The following is a 22,278-nucleotide window of genomic DNA, read 5'->3' as shown; positions in this document are numbered from 1 at the left end:
CCATCCCAGTAACGTCTGACTACAATAAGATTCATCATCATATCTCGGTGACGGTGAGGAATAGACATTTATATTGCCCGTGTAATTCAAAGCATATCTGCCTACCGTAGTATTCTCATCATTTTGTCCTACTGGCAAAACATTAAATACATTTTTTTGTATCTCACTTGCCGCGCCTTCTGCCAATGTTCCCGCCATAACTTTATCAGAAAATAATAACGCACTTATCACAAACAATACGCATAAAATAATCTTATATATTGTACTTCTGTCGTATCTGAGCTTGCGCTCACTATACATATAATTATCCTCCGTTATATCTAATTAAATGTGATCGTGGAATTTCCCCCGCCATTTCCGCCAGTCCCGGAGTTATCTCCAAGTGACGGATCTAGTGGGATAAAATCATCTGGAACTGACATCGTTCCATCTGAACTTGAATTTCCACCGTTGTTGCTTCCAGTGTCTGCACTTGGTGTGGAGCTTCCAGTGTCGGTACTTCCGCTGTCACCACTCGGCGTTGTGCTTCCATTCTCGCTGCTTCCGGTATTATTGCTTCCGCTGTTGCTGCCTCCAGACGTTCCACTGTTGCTATTTCCGGAATTGCTACTTCCAGATGTTCCGCTGTTACTGTTTCCGGAATTGCTGCTTCCAGATGTTCCACTGTTGCTATTTCCGGAATTGCTGCTTTCAGATGTTCCACTGTTGCTATTTCCAGTATTACTGCTTCCAGTATTTGTAGCACTGCTGTTGGTTGATCCGGTTTCAGCCTTTGTTGTCTCCGACTTTGTTGTAGCAGATTTGGTATCCTTCTTAGAGGTCTTTCCATCTGCAACTGTCACCTTAGCAGTCTGCTTTGCAGTAAACCCGTTCTCATCTGTTACCGTGTAAGTAATCTCGTACTCTCCTGCCAAAGACAGGTCTACTTTGCTGTCATCACATTCGATCTTATCTGTCAGATCATTCCCATTGCTGTCCGTTGCCGTTACACCCGAAAGATAGTCCACATTCTCTGCTCCGGTTGTTACGGTAAGATCCTCAATTCCCAAAAATGTCGGTTCTGTACCAACCAGTACCGGCACTTCTACCTGCTTGCTATTTCCACTCTCATCTGCGAGTGTTAAGCTTACACTGTACTCCCCCACTGTATGAAAGACTATCGCGTCATTTGTTACCGTTACATCGTCTAACACAAATGTTTCCATATCTTCTGACGCTCCGGTGGCCTCTACTTCCTCGGTGACCTCCATGTCCTCAGTGGTCTCCACATCCTTGGCAGCCTCTACACCCTCGGTAGCCTCTACACCCTCAGTGGTCTCTACTTTCTCGGTGGCATCGGTAGACTCATCTGCCAGATCGTCAAATGTTGCCATTACATTCCCGGTCAGCTCGGTTACACTCGTTAAAACATCCTCCACGTACAATGGCTCGTCCACACCGACTGTAACCTGATTCACCACCTCCGCCTCCGGCGCTGTGGTATCTACTACGTCCACTTCAAGGGACGCTGTCTGATCCTTATAAGTAACCACTGCCGTATAAGTTCCAAGCTTACTTACATCAACCGCCCCAAAATCAATTGTTGTCTCCACTGCGATATCCGCATCCGCCACATAAGCCGCTACATCCGTATTAAGCTCATACCCCAGTTCGACACTTACCCTATCTGTTGCAAGCGCAAGCTGCTTATCTCCGCAACCTGCTGCTGTCATTTCTGTCACCATTGTTACTGTTAATAATACTACTACGCTTTTCTTTTTCATAAACTAATCTCCCTGATTCTTATAATTTCCTTTTCTGTCTTTGCCGCTTCCCTTTAAAAAACTTCATTCATAAATGCTTCCACCAGTTTCTCATAGCTCCTTTCACTTGAATCCAATTCTTTGAACACTTGCCATACAAATCAACACTTTCGTTCGCTTTTAAAGAGGCATATCTACTACTACATTAGTATACACTACACAGTACGTTTTTTCTATATTTTTATAATCTCAGCTACGCTTTTAATGCTTCCCTCTATCACTTCCAGTTAACCCTCTTTTTACCGATTCTCTCTGTAGATCGTATCATCGCATTGATAATATAGTCTACAACTGCCTGTCATGATCCGGTGCCACGATCTGCACCATACACATTTGCCGTATTCCCTGCAATTCCCATATCTATTCCCAGGCGGCATAATAATCACGATTTTCTTCTATCGGCTGTGAAAAGTCCGCCGCGTAATCATTCCAGTCATGCCAGCCGGCAAATACCACACCATTGCCTCCCGGTTCTGCCGGTGGCTGCAGACATTGTCCCTCCTCCACGGTATATACTTTATAACAGCTTCCCTCACCGAGCATTCCCTCCCGGTTCTGGTAAAACCGCACCCGGTACTGCTCTTTTGATACATTCTCCCTCTCTTCCCGGATAATTGTTCTGACCGCTTCTGCCGTACCTTCCATTCCATTGGGATGTTGAAACTTTTCCTGTAATTTCATTGACAATACCCCCTTTTGCACATCATTCTGATAGACCTTCAAAACCACATCGGAGTCTGTATCGATTTCCGCCGCCAGAAGTTCCACACACTCCGCAATCACCAATTCTCCGGAAGAACACCCCGCCTCCGCAAACGGCATCCCCTCGACCGTCTTTTCCATTGTGGAAGGAAGAATCGTCTCCACCTCACATCTGCGGTTCATGCTTCCGCCAATCGTCAGCACAATCCCGAGTATCAGAAATCCCATGATTGCACTGACAATGATCATCGCTGCATTTTTCACATATATCTCCTTTCCCGGCTTTCTGTCTTCTCATCGGTTCACAGGTATCTGAAACTCACAGACGCTTCTGCGGTTTGCTTCGTCTGTCGCGCAGACCCGCACCGTATAGATCCCCTCCACATCAAACACAACCTCACCTTGCTGTGATTCTATTGTGCAGCTGTTTCCATGCGGATCTGTCATCTCACACCACAAAACACTCCGTTCTTCTCCCATTCCGTCTACCGCAGAAAATAAGTCTCCCGGCAGATATGCTCCCCTGTGCAGCATACCATTGTACGCATACCGGATCGTGGGGTACGCCACCTCCCCCGCCTCCGCAAAAGCGTCAATGGCAGCGTTTTCTGTGATTGTCTCTTCCTCCGGTATCCATGTCTTTACGATGTTAATAATTCCCCGGTTGCCCTGCTCGTCACGAATTCCTGCAAACAGCAGTACCATGACTGCTATCAGCACAATTCCTGCCGCAATTCCCTTTCCATAGCATTGAAGTACCTGCTCCATCTGATCACCTCTGTTCTTTTCCTGTTGGACACTTAACTCCCACAGATTCCCGTCATATAATACCGCAGGACCATACCGATCATCCCCTGCCCATCCACGGCATGGAAGAATAAGAGCAATGCCCCTATTCCGCCTGCAATCTGCAAAAATCCATTGCCATAAACCTCTGCGATCTCTTTCATCTGTACGCTCCTTTTCTCTGACACGTCCGGGCACGAAATCCCCCTATAGCATGCCAGCCACCTGCATCCATATCTCCTGAATTGCCGTGCATCCAAACCAGCCCACCAGCAATACCAGCATTGTCATTCCAAGTTCTTCCAGACTCCATTGCATCCTGCTCCTCCTTTTACCGTGCGATTCCTCTCGTCACCCGCTGCTGCGAGACCCCTAACAGTGGTATCCGGTATCTATAATAGAGATTGATCCCCGCAATCCTGCGGTCGCTTTGTCCACCGTAGGTGTAGGACTGCACTTCCAGTTCGTACCCTTCTGTTCCTGCCTGCGCCTTGCAGCCATCAATCACGTACGGATTAAAGTCACTGTTCTCAATTTCTGCAATCATTGCAGCTTTAAATTCCTTCGCCGCTGCCACATCGGCACTCACCCCGAGCATACTGATGCACAGCAGCAGATTAAAAACCAGCACCAGCATCACACTGAACACTTCTATGATATATTTCACTCACGCACCTCCCATGCCTCCAAGAACCTGCATCATCAACGCCATTCCGACCGTAAGATCTGCCAGCAGTTTTCCAGTGGCTGCCAGCACCGGATATGCAAAAATCAACTTCATCCGGAATGCACGCTCTTCACTGCGCAAAACATCGGCGCGCTCCTGCATCAGAACCACACGCTCAATCAGATGATTCATCTGCACATCAATATCTCCTGTTCCGTTTTCAGAAAAAGCATGCAGCATTTTCATACAGCTTAACATCTCGGGGAGATCAAACTTTTTGCAAAAGTCCGTGTATGTCTGTAATTGATCCGGACGCTCGTCCATTCTCGCGCAAAGCTCCGCAAGTTCGCTCCCGAGCACCGCCGGGGCATGTTGTGCAGATTTTGTAATCGCCATCTGAACGTTATTGTTCTGTAAAAGTAATACCATCTCAAAAAGCCAGCGCGGCAGCACCTGATACAATTCCGCCGTCACGTCCCGCTCGGCAATGCGGTAACTGATTCTCGGCTGCATTGCAACCAGTAAACCAGTCACCAGCAGGAGTATTCCCGCAATGCGCCATCCCACAGTCCAAAACACAAACGCAGTCATAGTCACAATTCCTGCAGGAATCAGGCGCCGATACTGCTGTGCTTTCTTTTCATACCCCATTACCAGTTCATAGCTGTGTCTGATATATGCCGTGTCATACAGCGGCTTTTCCTCCAGCCAGTCAGCCGTCAGGCTTCTGACACTCTTCACATAAAATGCAAGCAGCAACAAAAGAAACACCATCGAAGATATCTGGATCACAGGAACGGTAAACACCGATACGTCAACCTCTGATGTAAACATCTCCTGCATCTCATTTAAAAGATACAATGCAGCCGCGCACAAGAGCACTGCCACCACAATGGAAATCACATTATCTGTATGACTCTTCCGCTTCTCCGCCTGAAGCTGGTATCCACGCTTTTTGAACCGCTCAATATCCTCCAGAACAAGCGTGACCGATGCCTCCACATCCCCGCCATATTCCTCCGTATTCAGTAGAAGTTCATGTACCGTCGCCAGCTTATCACAGGCATAATACCGTTCGATTTTCTGTAAACCCTCACGCAGAACGCCCTGCTCTCCGACCGGATGCCCGTACTCCATATGCGCAATCGCTTCCTCCACACAGAGTCGGATCTGTCCTTCCCCAAAAATTCCGCGCACCTCCTTCAATGCACTCACGATCTTTCCGGTCTTCTGAAACGCATAGAGCAGCTGTTCCATGTAGGCACATGCATCTCCAAAACGCTTCTGCTCATACATTTTCTTATACATATCAAGTACCAGTACCGGGAATACGAAAAGCACTGTCAAAAGCACCCCTGCCAAAAACAGCGGTTTTAGCTGAAACACCATTCCAATCCCACCGATTCCAACCAGAGCGGCTATCACCGCCATAAGATGCGTCCTCCACGAAAAACGATAACCGTACACATGCACTTCGCGCTGCAGATTTTTCGGATTCAACAGCCGCAGTTTCTCCCACAGTCCTTCTCTTTTCATCTATTTTCCCTCTCTCCTGTATCTCTGCCAGTGTGCGCAGCAAAACGGATCCTCTATTCCCGCCTGTCCAAGGCGTCTCACAATCGCAGGCGGAAGCTCTTCCGAGAGCAGTTCCCCATCCTCCAGTATCATATAAATACGATTCTCATACTGCTCCCTGCTGTAAAAACACAGCTGATCCATATATCTTCGGATCTTTCCGTCCGGCTGTCTGACGCAGCGGATCAGAATCCCCACATTCACATAGCGGTAGATCCGGTTCTCCATACGCTCTGCGTCACGCGCATCGCTCATCATATTCTGAATGCGATCCGGAAGCTTTCTGACATCATCCAGGTGGATCGTCGTAAAGCCGCTCACGCCGGTACTCCACTGCTCGAGCAGCGACGTCACCTCCACCGACCTTGCCTCCGAGAGGACAAGCCACTTCGGATTCTGCCGCAGGCTCGCCTTGATGGCATCCGTGTAGGAAAAATCTTCTCCGACACGAAGCTCCACCGCATCCGCCCCCGGATTGATGTCCCGGTAATGGATCTCGAGCGAATCCTCAATCGTAATTACCCGCTCCTCGCGCGGTATAAACTGCATAAAGAATTTCGCACACTCCGTCTTTCCCGCACCGGGTTCTCCTCCGAACACAAAATTCATGCCCGCCAACACACAGTTCATCAAAAGCTGTAAAATCCGTTCCGGGCAATAGGATTCTTCCAGCATTCTCTCAATGTTCATGCGCACCATGCTCGGCGACTTCCGGATACAGATACTGGTGCCGGATGCGGCCGCCGCCTCATGGATAATACTGATACGCAGTTCTCTGGTATCAGCCTCCAGCACCTTATTGGCATTATTGAACTGACGATTCACGCAGTTGGAAATATTGTGCGTAAAAGTGCTGATAAATGCATCGGACAGATGCTCTTTTACACGATACCTTCCGATCTTTAAGTCCGTAATCCACAATTCGCTTCCGTTGTAGTCCACATCGGTAACATTCGGGCGCTGCAGATATTTCCAGAAAACCCCAAACTGCGCTTCCGTTGGTTCAAACGTCATGATCTCCCCCATGTCATCCTCCCTATGGCGTTAAGCCATTCATGCGGGAAAAGAATCCCGTCAGCGCATTCTTGAACTCCGTCGCCACATATCCGTCCGAGGAGAGCGCCGCAATAATGATTGCGCCGAGTGCAAGCAATACAATAATTGCAAGGATTGCATTTCCATAATGTTTCATTACCTGTTCCATAATAATTTCCTCCTTCACCCTTCTGTTGTGTCTTTTTCTTTTACCAAACATGTCCGGTTTTATCGATCTTACATACCTCCCTTAAAATACGATCCGCCGCTTTTACTAATCCATCGATAAACTCCTGATTCCTGCTGCTTCTCGCAGACCCGTATTCCTCCGCTATAAAAGAGCTGCCCAGTCCGCGCTTCAATGCACAGTCATACGCTGCATTGTACCGCACGATGCCAATCTGCCCCTCATCCACCCGATATACTCTGTTTAGCACATCCGGCTCCGGTGTCCCGATGCAGTTGGCATACAGATACACCATGCGCTTCTCCAGATACATATGGCGCAAAAAGAACTGCTCCATTCCGTCGTAATCCTGCGGTTCAAAATTTACCACCACAAGATCCGCTGTCAAAAGGAGCTTCTTTTGACCCGCCGGACTGCACACTCCCGCATCCCACAAAAAGAGTGCCGAATCCTCGCATCGCTCCCTCTGCAGGCTGCCGCACACAATCTTCCTGTCCGGGCATAAGTGCGGCAAAATGCCTGCCATTGCAGTATAGTTCGCCGTCGTACCGCTCCGGTGTGTTTCTCCCCAAAATACAATATTCATTTGTTCCTCACTTCACTCTGTGCTGTGTGATTGTCCTTACTGGAATTATGGATGAAACTGCCTCCATATAGCGTGATACTTAGAAATGTGGATAAAATCCAACTATTTGATAAAAGATGTGCTTATTTTACATCGTTTTCTTACATATGTAAATAGCATTTTTCAAATTTATATTTTTTTTAGAAATTACTACCGGAAACTTTTCTTTTCGCATTGCTTCCATTATAATAAATACAAATACATGTATCAGGAGGTCTTATGAATAATTTTATCATTACAACCGATACCACATCCGATCTTCCGGCTGCCTATGTAGAACAGCATCAGATCGGCATGCTTTCTCTTACATATACGATTAACGATACTACTTATTCTTGGGAGCATCCGCTTCCGGTAAAGGAATTTTATGACTGCATGCGTCAGGGTTCTCTTCCCACGACCTCCCAGGCCAATCCCGAGGAGGCTGCCGCTGTTTTTGAAAAAATAATCAACGAACAGAATGCCGATATTCTTCATATCGCCTTTTCTTCCGGTTTAAGCGGAAGCTACAACAGCGCAAGGCTCGCGGCGGAGGAGCTTTCCGAAAAATACCCCGACCGGAAAATCATCGTCATCGATTCTCTCTGCGCTTCTCTCGGCGAGGGACTTCTGGTGCACAAAGCCGTCACCTTAAAGGAGCAGGGACATACACTGGAAGAGACCGCAGACTGGCTTGAGTCAAACAAACTTCACCTTGTACATAATTTCACCGTCAATGATCTGTTTCATCTCTACCGCGGCGGCCGCGTGTCAAAAACCGCTGCTTTTCTCGGTACGATGATCAGTTTAAAGCCGCTTCTCCATGTGGATGATGAGGGACATCTGATTCCGCTCTCCAAAGTGCGCGGACGCAAAAAGTCGCTGATTGCTCTCGTGGATGCCATGGAAAAACAGATCGGCAGCTGGCGTGACAAGAATGACATCATTTTCATCAGCCACGGCGACTGCATTGAAGATGCACAATATGTTGCTGATCTCATCAAAGACCGTTTCGGCTATGAAAGCTTCCTGATCAACCATGTCGGTCCGACCATCGGCGCACACACGGGTCCGGGCGTCGTTGCACTGTTTTATATGGGCGATTACCGTTAATCGGAAGCGCCTTTTTTGTGGAATTGTCGCAATAAGCATAGATCTCTTTGGGTTGATAAGTAATATTATCAGAAACACACTTCGGGATTTCATGTGGAAATGCAGATGGAATATTTGTTTGAGAAAAATGTGAGAATTTCTTTCAGCTGAATGTCTGCATCGGATTCCGTGTCGCTTCCACGTTTGGACAATCCGACGGGTGCATGTCCGGCACACCGGAGACAATGGGCGGACTTTCTGGTGTCCCTAATGGCACCTCTTCACAGACAATATAAAACCGCGCGAACCGAACTCGCCGGCATCTGCTATTGAAAATAGGGCAGATGCCGCCTCAGACAGCGGCTTCGCGCGGTTATGTTTTGTTCGACATAAAGATGGCATTTATGCCATCTGTTGTCTGGTGCCGCAAGGGACACACACAAAAGTCCTACAAATTGTCTTCCGGGATGCGGACATGACCCGCGGAGTGCTCCAAACTTGGAAAGACACGGATCATCGAAGATGCAGACATTCGGCTGGTTAGAAATTCCATATTTTTTGAACCGAATTTCCATCTGCATTTCCATCTGAAATCCCACGGTGTGGTCTTCTTATAATATTACTTATCAAAGCAAACATGATATGCTTATTGGGACAGTTCCATAAAAAAACAGGCCAAAGCACCACGGTGCTTTGCCTGTTTTTTAGCCACTTCTCTATTATACGTTGATCTCCGCCTTTACGCCGAGTTCGTCCTGATTCTTCTCCAATACCGGATTTACAACGTTTGCAAGGAATGCATCCACCTGTACCGGTGCGCGTCCGACATACTTGGACGGCTCCATGGTTGCCTGCAGCTGCTCTAACGTCAGATTGAACTCCGGATCTGCCGCAATCAGCTCCAGCAGATTGTTGTCCTTACCCTCTTCCTTGACATTCTTTCCTGCCTGCATGGACAGCTGGCGGATCTTCTCATGCAGCTCCTGACGGTTGCCGCCGTTCTTCACCGCGTCCATCATAATATTTTCCGTTGCCATAAACGGCAGTTCTGCCATCATATGCTTTGTGATAACCTTGTCATAGACCACCAGACCGTCGACAACATTTAAGCACAGATCCAGGATTCCGTCGATCGCCAGAAATCCTTCCGGAATAGAAAGACGCTTATTGGCAGAGTCGTCCAATGTACGCTCAAACCACTGGGTTGCAGAGGTGATCGCCGGATTTAACGCATCGATCATCACATAGCGGGAAAGAGACGCGATACGCTCTGAACGCATCGGGTTGCGCTTGTACGCCATTGCGGAGGAACCGATCTGGTTCTTCTCAAACGGCTCTTCCACTTCTTTTAAGTGCTGCAGCAGACGGATATCGTTGGACATCTTGTGTGCACTTGCTGCAATGCCGGCAAGGATATTTGCCACTCTGGTATCCACTTTTCTGGAATATGTCTGTCCGGATACCGCATAGCACTCCTTGAATCCCATCTTCGCTGCGATCATCGGGTCAATCTTATCGATGGTCTCCTGATCCCCGTCAAACAGCTCCAAAAAGCTTGCCTGCGTACCGGTCGTTCCCTTGGATCCAAGCAGCTTTAAGGTGCTCATCACATATTCCAGATCCTCGAGATCCATCAAAAACTCCTGTGTCCAGAGTGTGGCGCGCTTGCCAACCGTTGTCGGCTGTGCCGGCTGGAAATGCGTAAATGCGAGCGTCGGCAGATTCTTGTAAGTATCCGCAAACTTTGCCAGTTCCGCAATGACATTGACCAGCTTCTTGTGCACCAGCTTTAACGCCTCGTTCATGATAATAATATCCGTATTGTCGCCCACGTAGCAGGAAGTCGCTCCCAGATGGATGATGCCTGCGGCCTTCGGGCACTGCTGTCCGAACGCGTATACATGGCTCATGACATCATGACGCACCAGTTTTTCGCGCTCTTTTGCCACATCATAATTGATGTCGTACACATGCTCTTTCATCTCGTCAATCTGTTCCTGCGTGATGACCGGCTTTCCGTTCTCGGAAAGTCCCAGCTCCATCTCTGTCTGGGCAAGTGCAATCCACAGCTTTCTCCATGTGGAAAACTTCATATCCTGTGAAAAAATATACTGCATCTCTTTGCTTGCATACCGCTCTGAGAGCGGACTTGAATATCTGTCTGTACTCATTTTTTCTCCTTACCTTTATCCATAGGCTTGCTGCATTTTCTAAAATTCAAGATATCCTGCCACCTGCTGCATTTCCCTTTGCTCCCGGCGCCCCTGCCGCTTGCTGCATTTTCCTCGAATCTAAACTTTTCTGCTGCCTGCCACATTCTTCTATATTTTCAAGAAGCTTTTTACCTCTCGTAGTCTCCCCTGATATCTTCCTTCGGCGGCTCCATCGGGTAAATACCGTTAAAACATCCCTTGCAGATCGGCAGTCCGTCTGCCATCTCACTCAGACGGTCAATTCCGAGATAACCGAGCGAATCCGCTCCGATGATGTCCCGGATCTCCTCGATCGTGCGGTTGTACGCAATCAGCTGTTCCCGCTCCGGAATGTCCGTACCGAAATAGCACGGCCATAAAAACGGCGGTGAACTGATGCGGACATGCACCTCCGTCGCTCCGGCATCCCGCAGCATTTTTACAATGCGGTCGGATGTGGTTCCGCGCACAATCGAGTCATCGATCATGATAATGCGCTTGCCGTCCACCGCCTCTTTTAAGACGTTCAGCTTCACGCGGACGCTGGACTCACGGCTGCTCTGCTTCGGCTTGATAAACGTACGTCCCACATAGCCGTTTTTGACAAAAGCGGTTCCGTACGGGATGCCGGACTGCAGCGAATAACCGAGCGCAGCGGCATTGCCGGACTCCGGCACGCCCACCACAAGATCTGCATCCACCGGCGAATCCATCGCCAGGAACCGTCCTGCCTTGATGCGGGATGCATATACGCTCACGCCGTCGATATGGCTGTCCGGTCTTGCAAAATATATGTACTCGAAAATGCATCTCGCTTCCTGCTCCTTTGGCAGTGCGCGGGACAGATCCGAGACAATTCCATTCTCCGGCGTGATCGTCACCGTCTCTCCCGGCAGCACGTCACGCACATACTCCGCGCCGATCGTATCGAGTGCGCAGGTCTCCGATGCAAGGATATAGGCATTATCGCGCTTTCCGATACAAAGCGGCTTAAAACCATAGGGATCCCTTGCTCCGACCAGCTTTCTCGGGCTCATGACCACAAGGGAATACGCTCCCTTGATCTTGCGACAGGCACGCCCCACTGCTTCCTCCACCGTACTGGATTTCAGACGCTCCCTTGCGATATGGTAGGCAATCACCTCCGAGTCAATAGTGGTCTGGAAAATAGCTCCTGTATACTCCAAATCATGTCTGAGTTCCGCCGCATTGATCAGGTTACCGTTGTGCGCCAGCGCCAGAGTTCCCTTGACATAGTTGAGCACCAACGGCTGTGCGTTTTCTCTGGTCGACGCACCGGCTGTCGAATAGCGCACATGCCCCACGCCGATATCCCCGTGCATGGGCTCTAAATTCTCCTCGGTAAAAACCTCATTGACCAGTCCCATTCCCTTGTAGGAGGTCACTTTCCCTTTCGGACCGTTCGTCTCGCTGACTGCAATACCGCAGCTCTCCTGTCCGCGGTGCTGCAATGCAAACAGTCCGTAATATATTGTGGATGCCACATCTCCGCCGTCAAAATCGTACATTCCGAAGACGCCGCACTCCTCATGCAGTTCATCCCCCACCGGCTGATTTTTATTGATTCTATTATCGCTCATTGATTTCCCCATCTACGAATCTGATATTCTGTCTTTTTATGCCTGAAACGGCTTTCCGGTAAGAAGCTCAAATGCCTCCTTGTACTTGGCCACGGTCTTCTCTACCACCTCCTCCGGCAGAAGCAGATCGTTGTCCGGATTTGCCTTTAACCAGTCTCTGACAAACTGCTTGTCAAAGGAAGGCTGACCTTTTCCGGCTTCATATCCCTCTAACGGCCAGAATCTGGAACTGTCCGGTGTCAGCATCTCGTCACCCAGAACAACGTTGCCGTTCTCATCCAGACCGAACTCGAATTTTGTATCTGCGATAATGATGCCCTTGCTTAATGCATACTCTGCACACTTTTTGTAGAGAGCAATCGTCTTGTCCTTAATCTGTGCTGCGTAATCCGCACCTTTGCCCGGGTAGATCTTCTCCAGCACTTTCACGCTTTCCTCAAAGGAGATGTTCTCATCATGCAGACCGATCTCAGCCTTTGTGCTCGGTGTGTAGATCGGCTCCGGCAGCTTGTCGGACTCTACCAGTCCTTCCGGCAGTTTAATACCGCATACGGTGCCGTTCTCCTGATAGCTTGCCCAGCCGCTTCCTGTAATATATCCGCGCACGATGCACTCGATCGGAAGCATCTCAAGCTTCCGGCACATCATGCTGTTTCCCTCAAAACGTTCCTGCCGGAAAAATTCCGGCATATCCTTTACGTCCACGGAAATCATGTGGTTCGGCACGATATCTTTGGTGTAATCGAACCAGAACTTCGACATCTGGGTAAGAATTGCGCCCTTCTTTGTGATCTTATTCTTTAAAATATGATCAAAAGCTGAGATTCTGTCTGTGGCTACAATAATCAGACTGTCTCCATTATCATATACCTCACGTACTTTTCCCTCTTTTACCGGCTTAAATTCCTGCATTTCATCCTCTTTTCCGAAGCCTTCCCGGCTTCTTTTGTTGATATTTACAGCTTTACCCACTTCCGCAGACTATTTCTGCACTGTACTTCAAAATTATAATACAGCCGCTTTTGGAAAGTCAATGTTTTTACCCGCTCACACCATTTCTGCGATATAGAAAATCGAGTTCTTTTTATTAGTATTTTTGTACATATTCATTATTTCATTAGCGTGACTTATAGGCTTGTTCACACAGCCTAATTCATATTTTGTCTTAAAAAAAATACATGTTTCTCCCTTGACGTACTTTAGTACCAGAGTTATAATAACTGCGTAGATAGGACAAAAGCACTACTTTTGCAATTATCTAATTTCATATAACTCCTCTTTATCTGCCACCAGGGCAGATGTTCCAGAAAACGGTCCCCCCGTTTTCTGAATCCTAACACAAGAAAAGCAGCCCCTCCCCCGGGACTGCTTTTCTCGTTCTATTCTTTATTTTCTGACCAGAAGTGACTTTCCTGTCATCTCTGCCGGCTGCTCCATTCCCATCAGTTCGATTAACGTCGGGATAATATCTGCCAGGCATCCGTTCTCTCTGAGTGTGTAGGACGGATCTGCATTGACCAGAATAAACGGTACCGGATTCGTCGTATGTGCGGTAAACGGTGCACCTGTCTCGTAATCCACCATCTGCTCTGCATTTCCGTGGTCTGCACAGATGAACATCTGTCCGTCTACTTCCTTTAATGCCTCCACTGCCTTTCCAACGCAGGTATCTACGGTCTCGATTGCCTTGATGGCTGCTGGAATGATACCGGTATGTCCAACCATATCCGGGTTAGCAAAGTTGATGACAATGACATCATACTTTTCGGAACGGATAGCTGCACAAAGCTTCTCACACACTTCCGGTGCGCTCATCTCCGGCTGCAGATCGTAGGTAGCCACCTTCGGAGACTTCACAAGGATACGGTCCTCACCAACGTTCGGCTCCTCAACGCCGCCGTTGAAGAAGAATGTGACGTGCGCATACTTCTCTGTCTCGGCGATTCTTGCCTGTGTCATGCCGTGCGCTGCCAGATACTCGCCAAATGTGTTCTTAAGCTCCACTTTCTTGAAAGCAACTTCCTTGTTCGGGATCGTCACATCATACTCGGTAAAGCAGATATATTTCACATTCTTTCTCGCGCCTCTGTCAAATCCGTCAAATTCATCGGCACAGAAGGTTCTTGTGATCTCACGTGCGCGATCCGGGCGGAAGTTGAAGAAGATCACGGTATCTTTGTCCTTGATCGTCGCTACCGGCTTGCCGTTCTCGGTAATCGCGGTCGGTACGAAGAACTCATCCGTCACATCCTTTGCGTAGGAAGCTTCCATTGCAGCAACAGCGCTCTCTGCGGTCTCTCCCTCGCCCTTGGTCAGCACATCATATGCCTTCTGCACACGATCCCAGCGGTTATCACGGTCCATCGCATAATAGCGTCCGGAAATAGAAGCAATCTTACCGATGCCCAGTTCTGCCATCTTTGCTTCCAGTGCCTCGATAAATCCCTTACCGGAAGTCGGAGCCGTGTCACGTCCGTCCAGGAAGCAGTGTACGTATACATTCTTTACGCCCTGTCTCTTGGCAAGCTCGAGCAGACCATACAGATGTGTAATATGGCTGTGTACACCACCATCCGAAAGAAGTCCGTATAAATGCAGATCAGAATTGTTCTCCTTCACATTTGCAATACCGTCAAGCAGCGCCTGATTGCTGAAAAATTCGCCGTCATTGATCTCTTTGGTAATGCGTGTCAGCTCCTGGTATACAATTCTGCCTGCGCCCATATTTAAGTGTCCTACCTCGGAGTTACCCATCTGTCCGTCCGGAAGACCTACTGCCAGTCCGCTGGCATTTCCCTTTACAAATGGATATTCCTTCATCAGTGCGTCGATATTCGGCTTCTTCGCCTGTGCAACGGCATTTCCTTCCGTCTTATCGTTTAATCCGAATCCATCCAGGATCATCAGTACTGTTGGTTTTTTACTCATTGTTCTTCCCTCTCTCTTTATTTTCGGTTGCCAACAATGTCGATGGCATACCCATCATTATCTGTCGTGCCGCGGATCTTTGTCTTGCTTGTATCCGAATCGTACACGATTACCTGCGAAGGATAATCCCCCGCTGTTTTATCATAAACATTACCGTCCGCATCCATTCCGATGTCATCGGAAATTGCAGCCAGGTAATGATAAAACCCGTCTTTATCATCCTGCTCTGTCAGAATGCTTGTAACTAGTCCCTTCTGTATACACGGGACATAGGAAAGTGTCACCGCGCCGTCCTCTGTGATCGTAATCTTGGCAAGCGTTGTATACAGCGTCCCGGTGGAAAACCAGAAATTTCCGAGACTGTACGCAACCGGCACACCATCGGTAAAACCACATCCCTGCAGCCGGTGCGGATGTCCGCCGATCACCGCGTCTGCGCCTGCCTCCGCATATAGCTCCGCCAGAAGACGCTGGGATTTTTCTTCGTGCAGACTGCCTTCCGTTCCCCAGTGCACTTCCACAATCACATAATCACTTGTGGCGTCCGCTTCCCGGATCACCTCCAGAAATGCGGCAGGATTCAAGGTCTTTAATACTCCCGGTTCCGTCTCCGTCGCCTCTTTTGTATACTTGGTCGCCCGCTCAATCTGTGTGGCGGAAACAATGGCAATCTTTCTGCCTCCGATCACAAAAGAGAGGATCTTGGATGCCTCTTTTCGATTCTCGCCCGCCCCCGTATAAGGGATGTCCGCTTTCCGCAGACAATCTAAGGTCGACAGCAGTCCTTCTTCCCCGTAATCATACACATGATTGTTGGCAAGCGTCACAGCATCCGTTCCAAAAACAGAGAGGAGTTCTACATCCTCCGGATCTGCCCGAAAGGTATATGCCTTCCCGGGAACCGCCTCCACGCTCCCGCTCTCTGCGTAGGTGAACTCATTGTTCATCACCATCACATCCACGTTCTGCATCTCCGAGAGCAGATCCTCCGAAAAGCAGTCATAGATGCCATTCGTCTGCCGGTTCATATACTCCATCGTATACCAGTCGTCGGCAAAATTGATGTCACCCGCAAAGCCGAGCACGATCTTTCCATCCTCTCCGGCCTCTTTCCAGTATACATTTTGCAGCCGGTACTGCTGAAAACCACTGTCCCTGCAATACATCAACCACAGTACATGGATGGAGCTGCCGGTAATGTCATACCAGACTTCCGGATCCTCCGTTCCATCCAGAACGGCACTCGCGATCCGCACTACCTTCTCATCTCCGTATCTGGCAGCCAGCCACATCAAAAACGAATCATCGACTGCATATCCTGCGATAAATTTCTTCGTCGCACCTTGTAATATCACTGCAAATGCGTCTGTCAGGTCCATTCTCTGTGTTGCGCTCTCTGTCATCTGCGTACGTTTTGTATCTCCGGCATTCCAGGTCTTCTGTTGTGCCGGAATATTCTGTCCTCCTGCAAAAATATCTCCCAGAAGTACAGCCACCACGGTTACTACAAGTGCATTTCTTTTTCCCTTGCACTTTTTGGGCATACATTTTCTCCGCTGTCACTCAAAATTCTCTTATATTACCACTTACAAATTTTCACGAAAACCCGTCTCTCTCCGCCTGTTACCGCAGAGAGAAGCGGGTCCCCGTTCCATGATCGTACCGCTCCGCAGCGATCCTGATTCCCTGTAATTTTAAACTATTACTTATAGTTTACAATCTTTCCAAAGTCAGCCTTTAAGGATGCGCCGCCTACAAGACCGCCATCGATATCCGGCTGTGCGAACAGTTCTGCCGCATTTCCTGCATTGACAGATCCGCCGTACTGGATACGAACCTTCTCAGCTGTATCGGTATCATATACCTCAGCGATGCAGTCGCGGATTGCCTTGCAGACTTCCTGTGCCTGTGCGGTTGTTGCTGTCTTGCCGGTTCCGATTGCCCAGATCGGCTCATATGCGATTACCATGGAAGCAACCTGCTCTGCGGTAATATCCTTTAAGTCCGATTTGATCTGAAGACGGATCCAGTCAAGAGTAACGCCCATCTCTCTCTGCTCTAATGTCTCTCCGCAGCAAAGGATCGGGGTCAGATTGTGCTCGAATGCTTTCTTAACTTTCTTGTTCAGCATGCAGTCGCACTCTTTGAAGTAGTCACGTCTCTCGGAATGACCGATGATAACATACTTCACGCCTGCGTCTACCAGCATCTCCGGAGAGATCTCTCCTGTGTAGGCACCTTTCTCCTCGTAGTACATATTCTCTGCACCGACTGCAACGTTAGTACCTTTGACTGCCTCTACAACCGGTACGATATCGATTGCCGGAACACAGTATACAACTTCAACATCATCACTTACTACAAGCGGCTTTAACTCTTCTACTAACTTTACTGCCTGGCTTGGAGTCATGTTCATCTTCCAGTTGCCGGCCACAATTTTCTTTCTTGCCATTTTAAAATCCTCTTTCCCTTAAGAATGATCCCATTTATGTATCTGCTGCCACGACGTTTTGTACCGTCACGACAGCAGGATTTTGTTATTTATTTGTCGTCTGCTGCTACAACACCCGGAAGTTCCTTACCCTCTAAGAACTCTAAGGATGCGCCGCCACCTGTGGAAATATGGCTCATCTTGTCTGCAAAACCAAGCTGGTTTACTGCTGCTGCGGAATCGCCGCCGCCGATGATTGTGGTAGCGTCTGTCTCAGCCAGTGCCTTTGCTACAGCGATCGTACCTTTTGCAAGTGTCGGATTCTCGAATACACCCATCGGTCCGTTCCATACAACGGTCTTTGCTGTCTTAACAGCCTCTGCATATAACTCAGCCGTCTTCGGTCCGATATCACAGCCCTCTCTGTCAGCCGGCATATTCTTAACGTCGCAAACCTCAACCTCAACCGGAGCGTCGATCGGGTTCGGGAAATCAGCGATTGTCACTGCGTCTACCGGAAGTAACAGCTTCTTGCCAAGCTTCTCAGCCTTTGCCATCATCTCCTTGCAGTAGTCGATCTTGCTGTCGTCCACTAAGGATTTACCGATCTCATAACCCTGTGCCTTTAAGAAAGTGTAAGCCATACCGCCACCGATGATCAAGGTATCACACTTCTCAAGCAGGTTGGAGATAACGTTTAACTTGTCTGCAACTTTTGCACCGCCAAGGATTGCAACAAACGGTCTTACCGGATTCTCAACTGCATTGCCAAGGAATGCAATCTCTTTCTCCATCAGGTAGCCGACAACGTTGGAACCGCCCTTTGCGCTGATGAACTTTGTCACGCCTGCTACGGAAGCATGTGCTCTGTGGGAAGAACCGAATGCGTCGCATACGTAATCATCTGCAAGATCTGCTAACTCTTTGCTGAACTGCTCGCCGTTCTTGGTCTCTTCCTCGCCGCGGAAACGTGTATTCTGAAGTAATACAACATCTCCCTCTTTCATAGCCTCTACCGCCTTGGTAGCTGCCTCTCCGGTTACGTTGTAATCAGATACAAATACAACTTCCTTGCCAAGCTTCTCGGAAAGTCTCTTTGCAACCGGTGCTAAGGACTCGCCCTCGTTTGGTCCGTTCTTTACTTTTCCAAGATGGGAGCAGAGGATAACCTTGCCGCCATCGTTGATCAGCTTCTGGATTGTCGGAAGTGCAGCCACGATACGGGTCTCATCTGTGATCTCGCCATTCTTGAGCGGTACGTTGAAATCGCATCTTACGAGCACTCTCTTGCCTTTTACATTGATATCATCTACGGATTTTTTGTTTAATGACATATGCCATGTCCCCCTTTAATATGCAAAATGTCAAAAAGGGACCCGGTCCATAAAAGACCGGACCCCTTTCTGAGTCTATCACGTGATTGTCCGAGAACAATCTCTTTCTCTCAATTATGCTAACTCGGAGAAGTATTTGATGGTTCTTACCATCTGAGATGTGTAGGAGTTCTCGTTGTCATACCATGAAACAACCTGAACCTCATACTGATCATCAGATACCTGATTTACCATGGTCTGAGTTGCATCGAATAAGGAACCAAATCTCATACCAACGATATCAGAAGATACGATCTCATCCTCGTTGTAACCGAAGGACTCGTTTGCTGCTGCCTTCATAGCTGCGTTGATGTCTTCCTTTGTAACGCCGGCTTTCTTAACAACTGCTGTTAAGATTGTGGTAGAACCTGTCGGGGTCGGTACACGCTGTGCAGAACCGATCAGTTTGCCGTTTAACTCCGGAATAACAAGACCGATTGCCTTTGCAGCACCTGTGCTGTTCGGAACGATGTTGACTGCTGCTGCACGGGATCTTCTTAAGTCACCCTTTCTCTGCGGTCCGTCAAGAGTCATCTGATCTCCTGTATAAGCATGGATGGTTACCATGATACCGGACTGGATCGGAGCGTATTTGTTAAGAGCGTCTGCCATCGGTGCCAAGCAGTTTGTTGTACAGGAAGCTGCGGAAATGATGGTATCAGAAGCCTTTAATGTCTTGTGGTTGGTGTTGTATACGATAGTAGGAAGGTCATTTCCTGCTGGAGCAGAGATAACAACTTTTCTAGCGCCTGCGTTGATATGAGCCTGAGCCTTCTCCTTGGATGTGTAGAAACCGGAGCACTCTAATACAACGTCTACTTTTAACTCTCCCCATGGGCAGTTATTTGCATCCGGGAATGCGTAGATCTTGATCTCCTTGCCGCATACGATGATGGAATCGTCTGTAGAAGATACCTCATCTGCATGCTCGTACTTACCCTGAGATGAGTCATACTTTAACAGGTGTGCTAACATCTTCGGGCTTGTCAGATCGTTGATTGCTACTACTTCATATCCTTCTGCTCCAAACATCTGTCTGAAAGCAAGACGACCGATACGGCCAAAACCATTGATTGCTACTCTTACTGCCATTTTTAATTCCTCCTAGAATTTGTAAATGTAATCGCCGGGCATAAATCCCCTGGAACCGGCAAGCACAAGGTACTTATGCTTATTGGCTCCGTGCTTCCTATATTCTAACCAATTTCCATAGAAAGTTCAAGCCTTTTTCTCCACTTTATTGCCACTTTGTTAAATTTTTCACTATATCACAGGTTTTTTTTCCCTTTTCCGGAAAAATATACAAAATCTGAAAATACGCCGGAAAATCTGCTGACGCTGCACGCCCGCTGTGTTATACTTTTTTCTGGTAACCTGTAAACATACCAAAGAGGAGTTTTCTTATGTCAGACCTTATTTTTTTACTGATTTTGTTTGTTTTTGTTCTTATATTATCCGCGACGCCGCTGTTTCGCAAAAGCCGCAGCCAGCGGGATTATGAGAGTTCCGGCATGCAGCTGCTTGCCACTTCCCGCGGCAGGGTCCTGCTGCTCCCTGCCCTGGGCTGTCTCTGCGCGTGTATCGTCACATTTTTTATGGTGCTTATGTATCAGGACATCGGTTTTGAGGCATCGGATATAGGCTCTCTGCTCTCATGCATCGGCATCACCATCCTGTTAGTTGTCGTCTGCTTTCTCGGCGGTTACGCCATGCAGGCACGTCATGTTCTATATAATGAAGAAATCCTTCTGATCGGGAAACCGTTCCGCCCCTACCAGACCATTCACTGGTATGAAATCTCTGAGATGCGGATCAAAAATCAGGACTTTTTTGATCTGTATGACAGAAACGGCCGCCGCTGCGTCAGCGCAAATGCGAATCTGGAAGGCTACCGGCAATTTTATCAGGCATCGTTACGGTTCACCCGTCCCGAATACACCGCAAAGCAAAAAAGCACCCCGTACGACAATCCGGTGTCTGCGGCATCCGGCTGCGGAACACTGCGCTACCGGACCGGCGAATATTACGCGCTCCTCATCCTCTATGCGGTTGTCATGTTTCTGTTTTTCGGCTTGACCGTTTTTTCCGGGGAAAGCATTTCGGGAACGCTGCAGATCATCCGCGAAGAAAAGCTCTACGGCGCCCTTTTCTTTCCGGTCGCGTTTGTCGGCACCGTTCTGGCACTGTTTTATGTCAGTCTGCAGAAAATCACCTACGACCGCGAAAAAATTGTTATTTCCCGTTTCCCCCGCCGGACACAAACCCTGCTGCGCCGGGATATCCGCCAGCTTGAATGTACCTCCGGCAGTCAGGGGCTCCGGACGCTTACCCTGCACACAGATAACCGCAGATATGTGATCCGCGAGAAACAGTTCCGCGTAGGGTTCCCGGAATTTTTCAACGAACTGATCCATTAAACTCACACAGAAAGGAAGATCTCTATGTTATGGGATACACATATGCACAGCCAATATTCCGGTGACAGCGACGCCCCGCAGGAGGACATGATCCGCGCTGCAATCAGGGCAAAGCTCCCCGGCATCTGTTTTACGGATCATCTGGACATCGACTATCCGGACAACCCGGAAGCGTTCCTGTTAGACCTGCCGAACTACACGTCATCCGTTTTCGCCATGCAGGAACAGTACCGGGATCAGATCAGCGTGCGCTACGGCATCGAGCTGGGGCTCCAGCCGCATCTGGCAGCGCTGCATGCCGATATTCTCTCGCAGTATGACTTCGACTTTGTCATCGGTTCCTCCCATGTGGTACACGGCTATGATCCGTATTTTCCGCCATTCTGGAAGACGCACACCGAGGAGGAAGGATACCGCGAATACTTTGAGTCCATCCTGGAAAACATCCGGGCATTTGATGACTTTGACGTCTACGGTCACATCGACTATGTCGTGCGCTACGGTCCGACGCGCAACGAGAATTATACCTACGCCAGATACAGCGACGTGATCGACGAGATTCTAAGACTTCTGATTGAAAAAGGGAAAGGCATCGAGATCAATACCGGCGGCTTCAAATACGGACTGGGACATCCGAACCCCTGCGAGGAGATCCTCGCGCGCTACCGTGAGCTTGGCGGTGAGATCATCACGGTCGGCGCGGACGCCCATGCCCCGGAACATGTCGGCTTTGCCTTTGAGAAAGTGCCTCAGATTTTAAAGGACGCCGGTTTTATTTACTACACGGTCTTCCGGAAACGCAAGCCGGAATTCATAAAAATTGAGGACTGACCGCCGCATCCGGCGCTCCAGTCCTCATTCTCACTGACATTTTATACGTTGATGT

20 protein-coding genes are annotated in these 22,278 nt (G+C 48.7%); 3 read left to right on the top strand and 17 right to left on the bottom strand.

Features of this window, described 5'->3' with window-relative positions; genetic code table 11:
- Positions 1–320: 320 nt before the first annotated feature.
- The 9 genes from RHOM_RS16480 to RHOM_RS05135 all read right to left on the bottom strand — a co-directional run bounded on the left by RHOM_RS16480 (position 321) and on the right by RHOM_RS05135 (position 7,340).
- Positions 321–1,763 carry an immunoglobulin-like domain-containing protein gene (locus tag RHOM_RS16480; RefSeq protein ID WP_014079216.1) on the bottom strand — a complete coding sequence of 481 codons (1,443 nt, stop codon included), beginning with the start codon at positions 1,761–1,763 and terminating at the stop codon, positions 321–323.
- A gap of 399 nt (positions 1,764–2,162) precedes the next feature.
- Positions 2,163–2,768 (bottom strand): hypothetical protein, encoded by a 606-nt coding sequence (locus RHOM_RS05165; RefSeq protein ID WP_014079215.1) that lies wholly within the window; start codon positions 2,766–2,768, stop codon positions 2,163–2,165.
- A gap of 30 nt (positions 2,769–2,798) precedes the next feature.
- A complete protein-coding gene (locus RHOM_RS16475) occupies positions 2,799–3,272 on the bottom strand; it encodes a hypothetical protein (protein ID WP_014079214.1) in 474 nt (157 codons plus the stop codon).
- A gap of 32 nt (positions 3,273–3,304) precedes the next feature.
- Complete coding sequence (locus tag RHOM_RS17570) at positions 3,305–3,454, bottom strand: hypothetical protein (RefSeq protein WP_014079213.1); 150 nt, start codon at positions 3,452–3,454, stop codon at positions 3,305–3,307.
- A 167-nt stretch (positions 3,455–3,621) separates the two neighbouring features.
- Positions 3,622–3,957 carry a hypothetical protein gene (locus RHOM_RS05155; protein WP_014079211.1) on the bottom strand — a complete coding sequence of 112 codons (336 nt, stop codon included), beginning with the start codon at positions 3,955–3,957 and terminating at the stop codon, positions 3,622–3,624.
- A complete protein-coding gene (locus tag RHOM_RS17895; protein ID WP_014079210.1) occupies positions 3,958–5,493 on the bottom strand; it encodes a hypothetical protein in 1,536 nt (511 codons plus the stop codon).
- Positions 5,494–6,558: an ATPase, T2SS/T4P/T4SS family gene (locus RHOM_RS05145; RefSeq protein ID WP_014079209.1), complete on the bottom strand. Its 1,065-nt coding sequence runs from the start codon at positions 6,556–6,558 to the stop codon at positions 5,494–5,496.
- A gap of 10 nt (positions 6,559–6,568) precedes the next feature.
- Positions 6,569–6,736 (bottom strand): hypothetical protein, encoded by a 168-nt coding sequence (locus RHOM_RS17670; RefSeq protein WP_014079208.1) that lies wholly within the window; start codon positions 6,734–6,736, stop codon positions 6,569–6,571.
- A gap of 40 nt (positions 6,737–6,776) precedes the next feature.
- Positions 6,777–7,340, bottom strand: coding sequence for a hypothetical protein (locus RHOM_RS05135; RefSeq protein ID WP_014079207.1), 564 nt, complete (start codon positions 7,338–7,340; stop codon positions 6,777–6,779).
- A 258-nt stretch (positions 7,341–7,598) separates the two neighbouring features.
- On the opposite strand from RHOM_RS05135, the gene RHOM_RS05130 reads away from it, so the two are divergent.
- Positions 7,599–8,471, top strand: coding sequence for a DegV family protein (locus tag RHOM_RS05130; RefSeq protein WP_014079206.1), 873 nt, complete (start codon positions 7,599–7,601; stop codon positions 8,469–8,471).
- Positions 8,472–9,169: 698 nt separating this feature from the next.
- Here the strand turns inward: RHOM_RS05130 and purB are convergent.
- From purB to gap, 8 genes are all read right to left on the bottom strand, one after another.
- On the bottom strand, positions 9,170–10,621 hold the full coding sequence (gene purB, locus RHOM_RS05125; RefSeq protein WP_014079205.1) for an adenylosuccinate lyase: 1,452 nt from the start codon (positions 10,619–10,621) through the stop codon (positions 9,170–9,172).
- Positions 10,622–10,791: 170 nt separating this feature from the next.
- Positions 10,792–12,243 (bottom strand): amidophosphoribosyltransferase, encoded by a 1,452-nt coding sequence (gene purF / locus RHOM_RS05120; protein ID WP_014079203.1) that lies wholly within the window; start codon positions 12,241–12,243, stop codon positions 10,792–10,794.
- A gap of 36 nt (positions 12,244–12,279) precedes the next feature.
- Positions 12,280–13,155 carry a phosphoribosylaminoimidazolesuccinocarboxamide synthase gene (locus RHOM_RS05115; RefSeq protein WP_044024857.1) on the bottom strand — a complete coding sequence of 292 codons (876 nt, stop codon included), beginning with the start codon at positions 13,153–13,155 and terminating at the stop codon, positions 12,280–12,282.
- Between the two features lie 474 nt (positions 13,156–13,629).
- On the bottom strand, positions 13,630–15,171 hold the full coding sequence (gene gpmI / locus RHOM_RS05110; protein WP_014079201.1) for a 2,3-bisphosphoglycerate-independent phosphoglycerate mutase: 1,542 nt from the start codon (positions 15,169–15,171) through the stop codon (positions 13,630–13,632).
- Positions 15,172–15,188: 17 nt separating this feature from the next.
- Complete coding sequence (locus RHOM_RS05105) at positions 15,189–16,715, bottom strand: CapA family protein (RefSeq protein ID WP_014079200.1); 1,527 nt, start codon at positions 16,713–16,715, stop codon at positions 15,189–15,191.
- A 158-nt stretch (positions 16,716–16,873) separates the two neighbouring features.
- Positions 16,874–17,623, bottom strand: a complete 750-nt coding sequence (tpiA, locus tag RHOM_RS05100) for a triose-phosphate isomerase (RefSeq protein ID WP_014079199.1) — start codon at positions 17,621–17,623, stop codon at positions 16,874–16,876.
- Positions 17,624–17,712: 89 nt separating this feature from the next.
- Positions 17,713–18,936 (bottom strand): phosphoglycerate kinase, encoded by a 1,224-nt coding sequence (locus RHOM_RS05095; protein WP_014079198.1) that lies wholly within the window; start codon positions 18,934–18,936, stop codon positions 17,713–17,715.
- A 114-nt stretch (positions 18,937–19,050) separates the two neighbouring features.
- On the bottom strand, positions 19,051–20,067 hold the full coding sequence (gap, locus tag RHOM_RS05090; protein WP_014079197.1) for a type I glyceraldehyde-3-phosphate dehydrogenase: 1,017 nt from the start codon (positions 20,065–20,067) through the stop codon (positions 19,051–19,053).
- A 311-nt stretch (positions 20,068–20,378) separates the two neighbouring features.
- On the opposite strand from gap, the gene RHOM_RS05085 reads away from it, so the two are divergent.
- A complete protein-coding gene (locus tag RHOM_RS05085; RefSeq protein WP_014079196.1) occupies positions 20,379–21,392 on the top strand; it encodes a hypothetical protein in 1,014 nt (337 codons plus the stop codon).
- A gap of 24 nt (positions 21,393–21,416) precedes the next feature.
- Complete coding sequence (locus RHOM_RS05080; protein WP_014079195.1) at positions 21,417–22,223, top strand: histidinol-phosphatase HisJ family protein; 807 nt, start codon at positions 21,417–21,419, stop codon at positions 22,221–22,223.
- The last annotated feature ends 55 nt before the right edge of the window (positions 22,224–22,278 follow it).

Origin of the sequence: Roseburia hominis A2-183 (genome assembly GCF_000225345.1) — a bacterium.
GTDB classification, from domain to species: Bacteria; Bacillota; Clostridia; order Lachnospirales; family Lachnospiraceae; genus Roseburia; species Roseburia hominis.
This window is presented reverse-complemented; position numbering and strand designations above follow the sequence as displayed.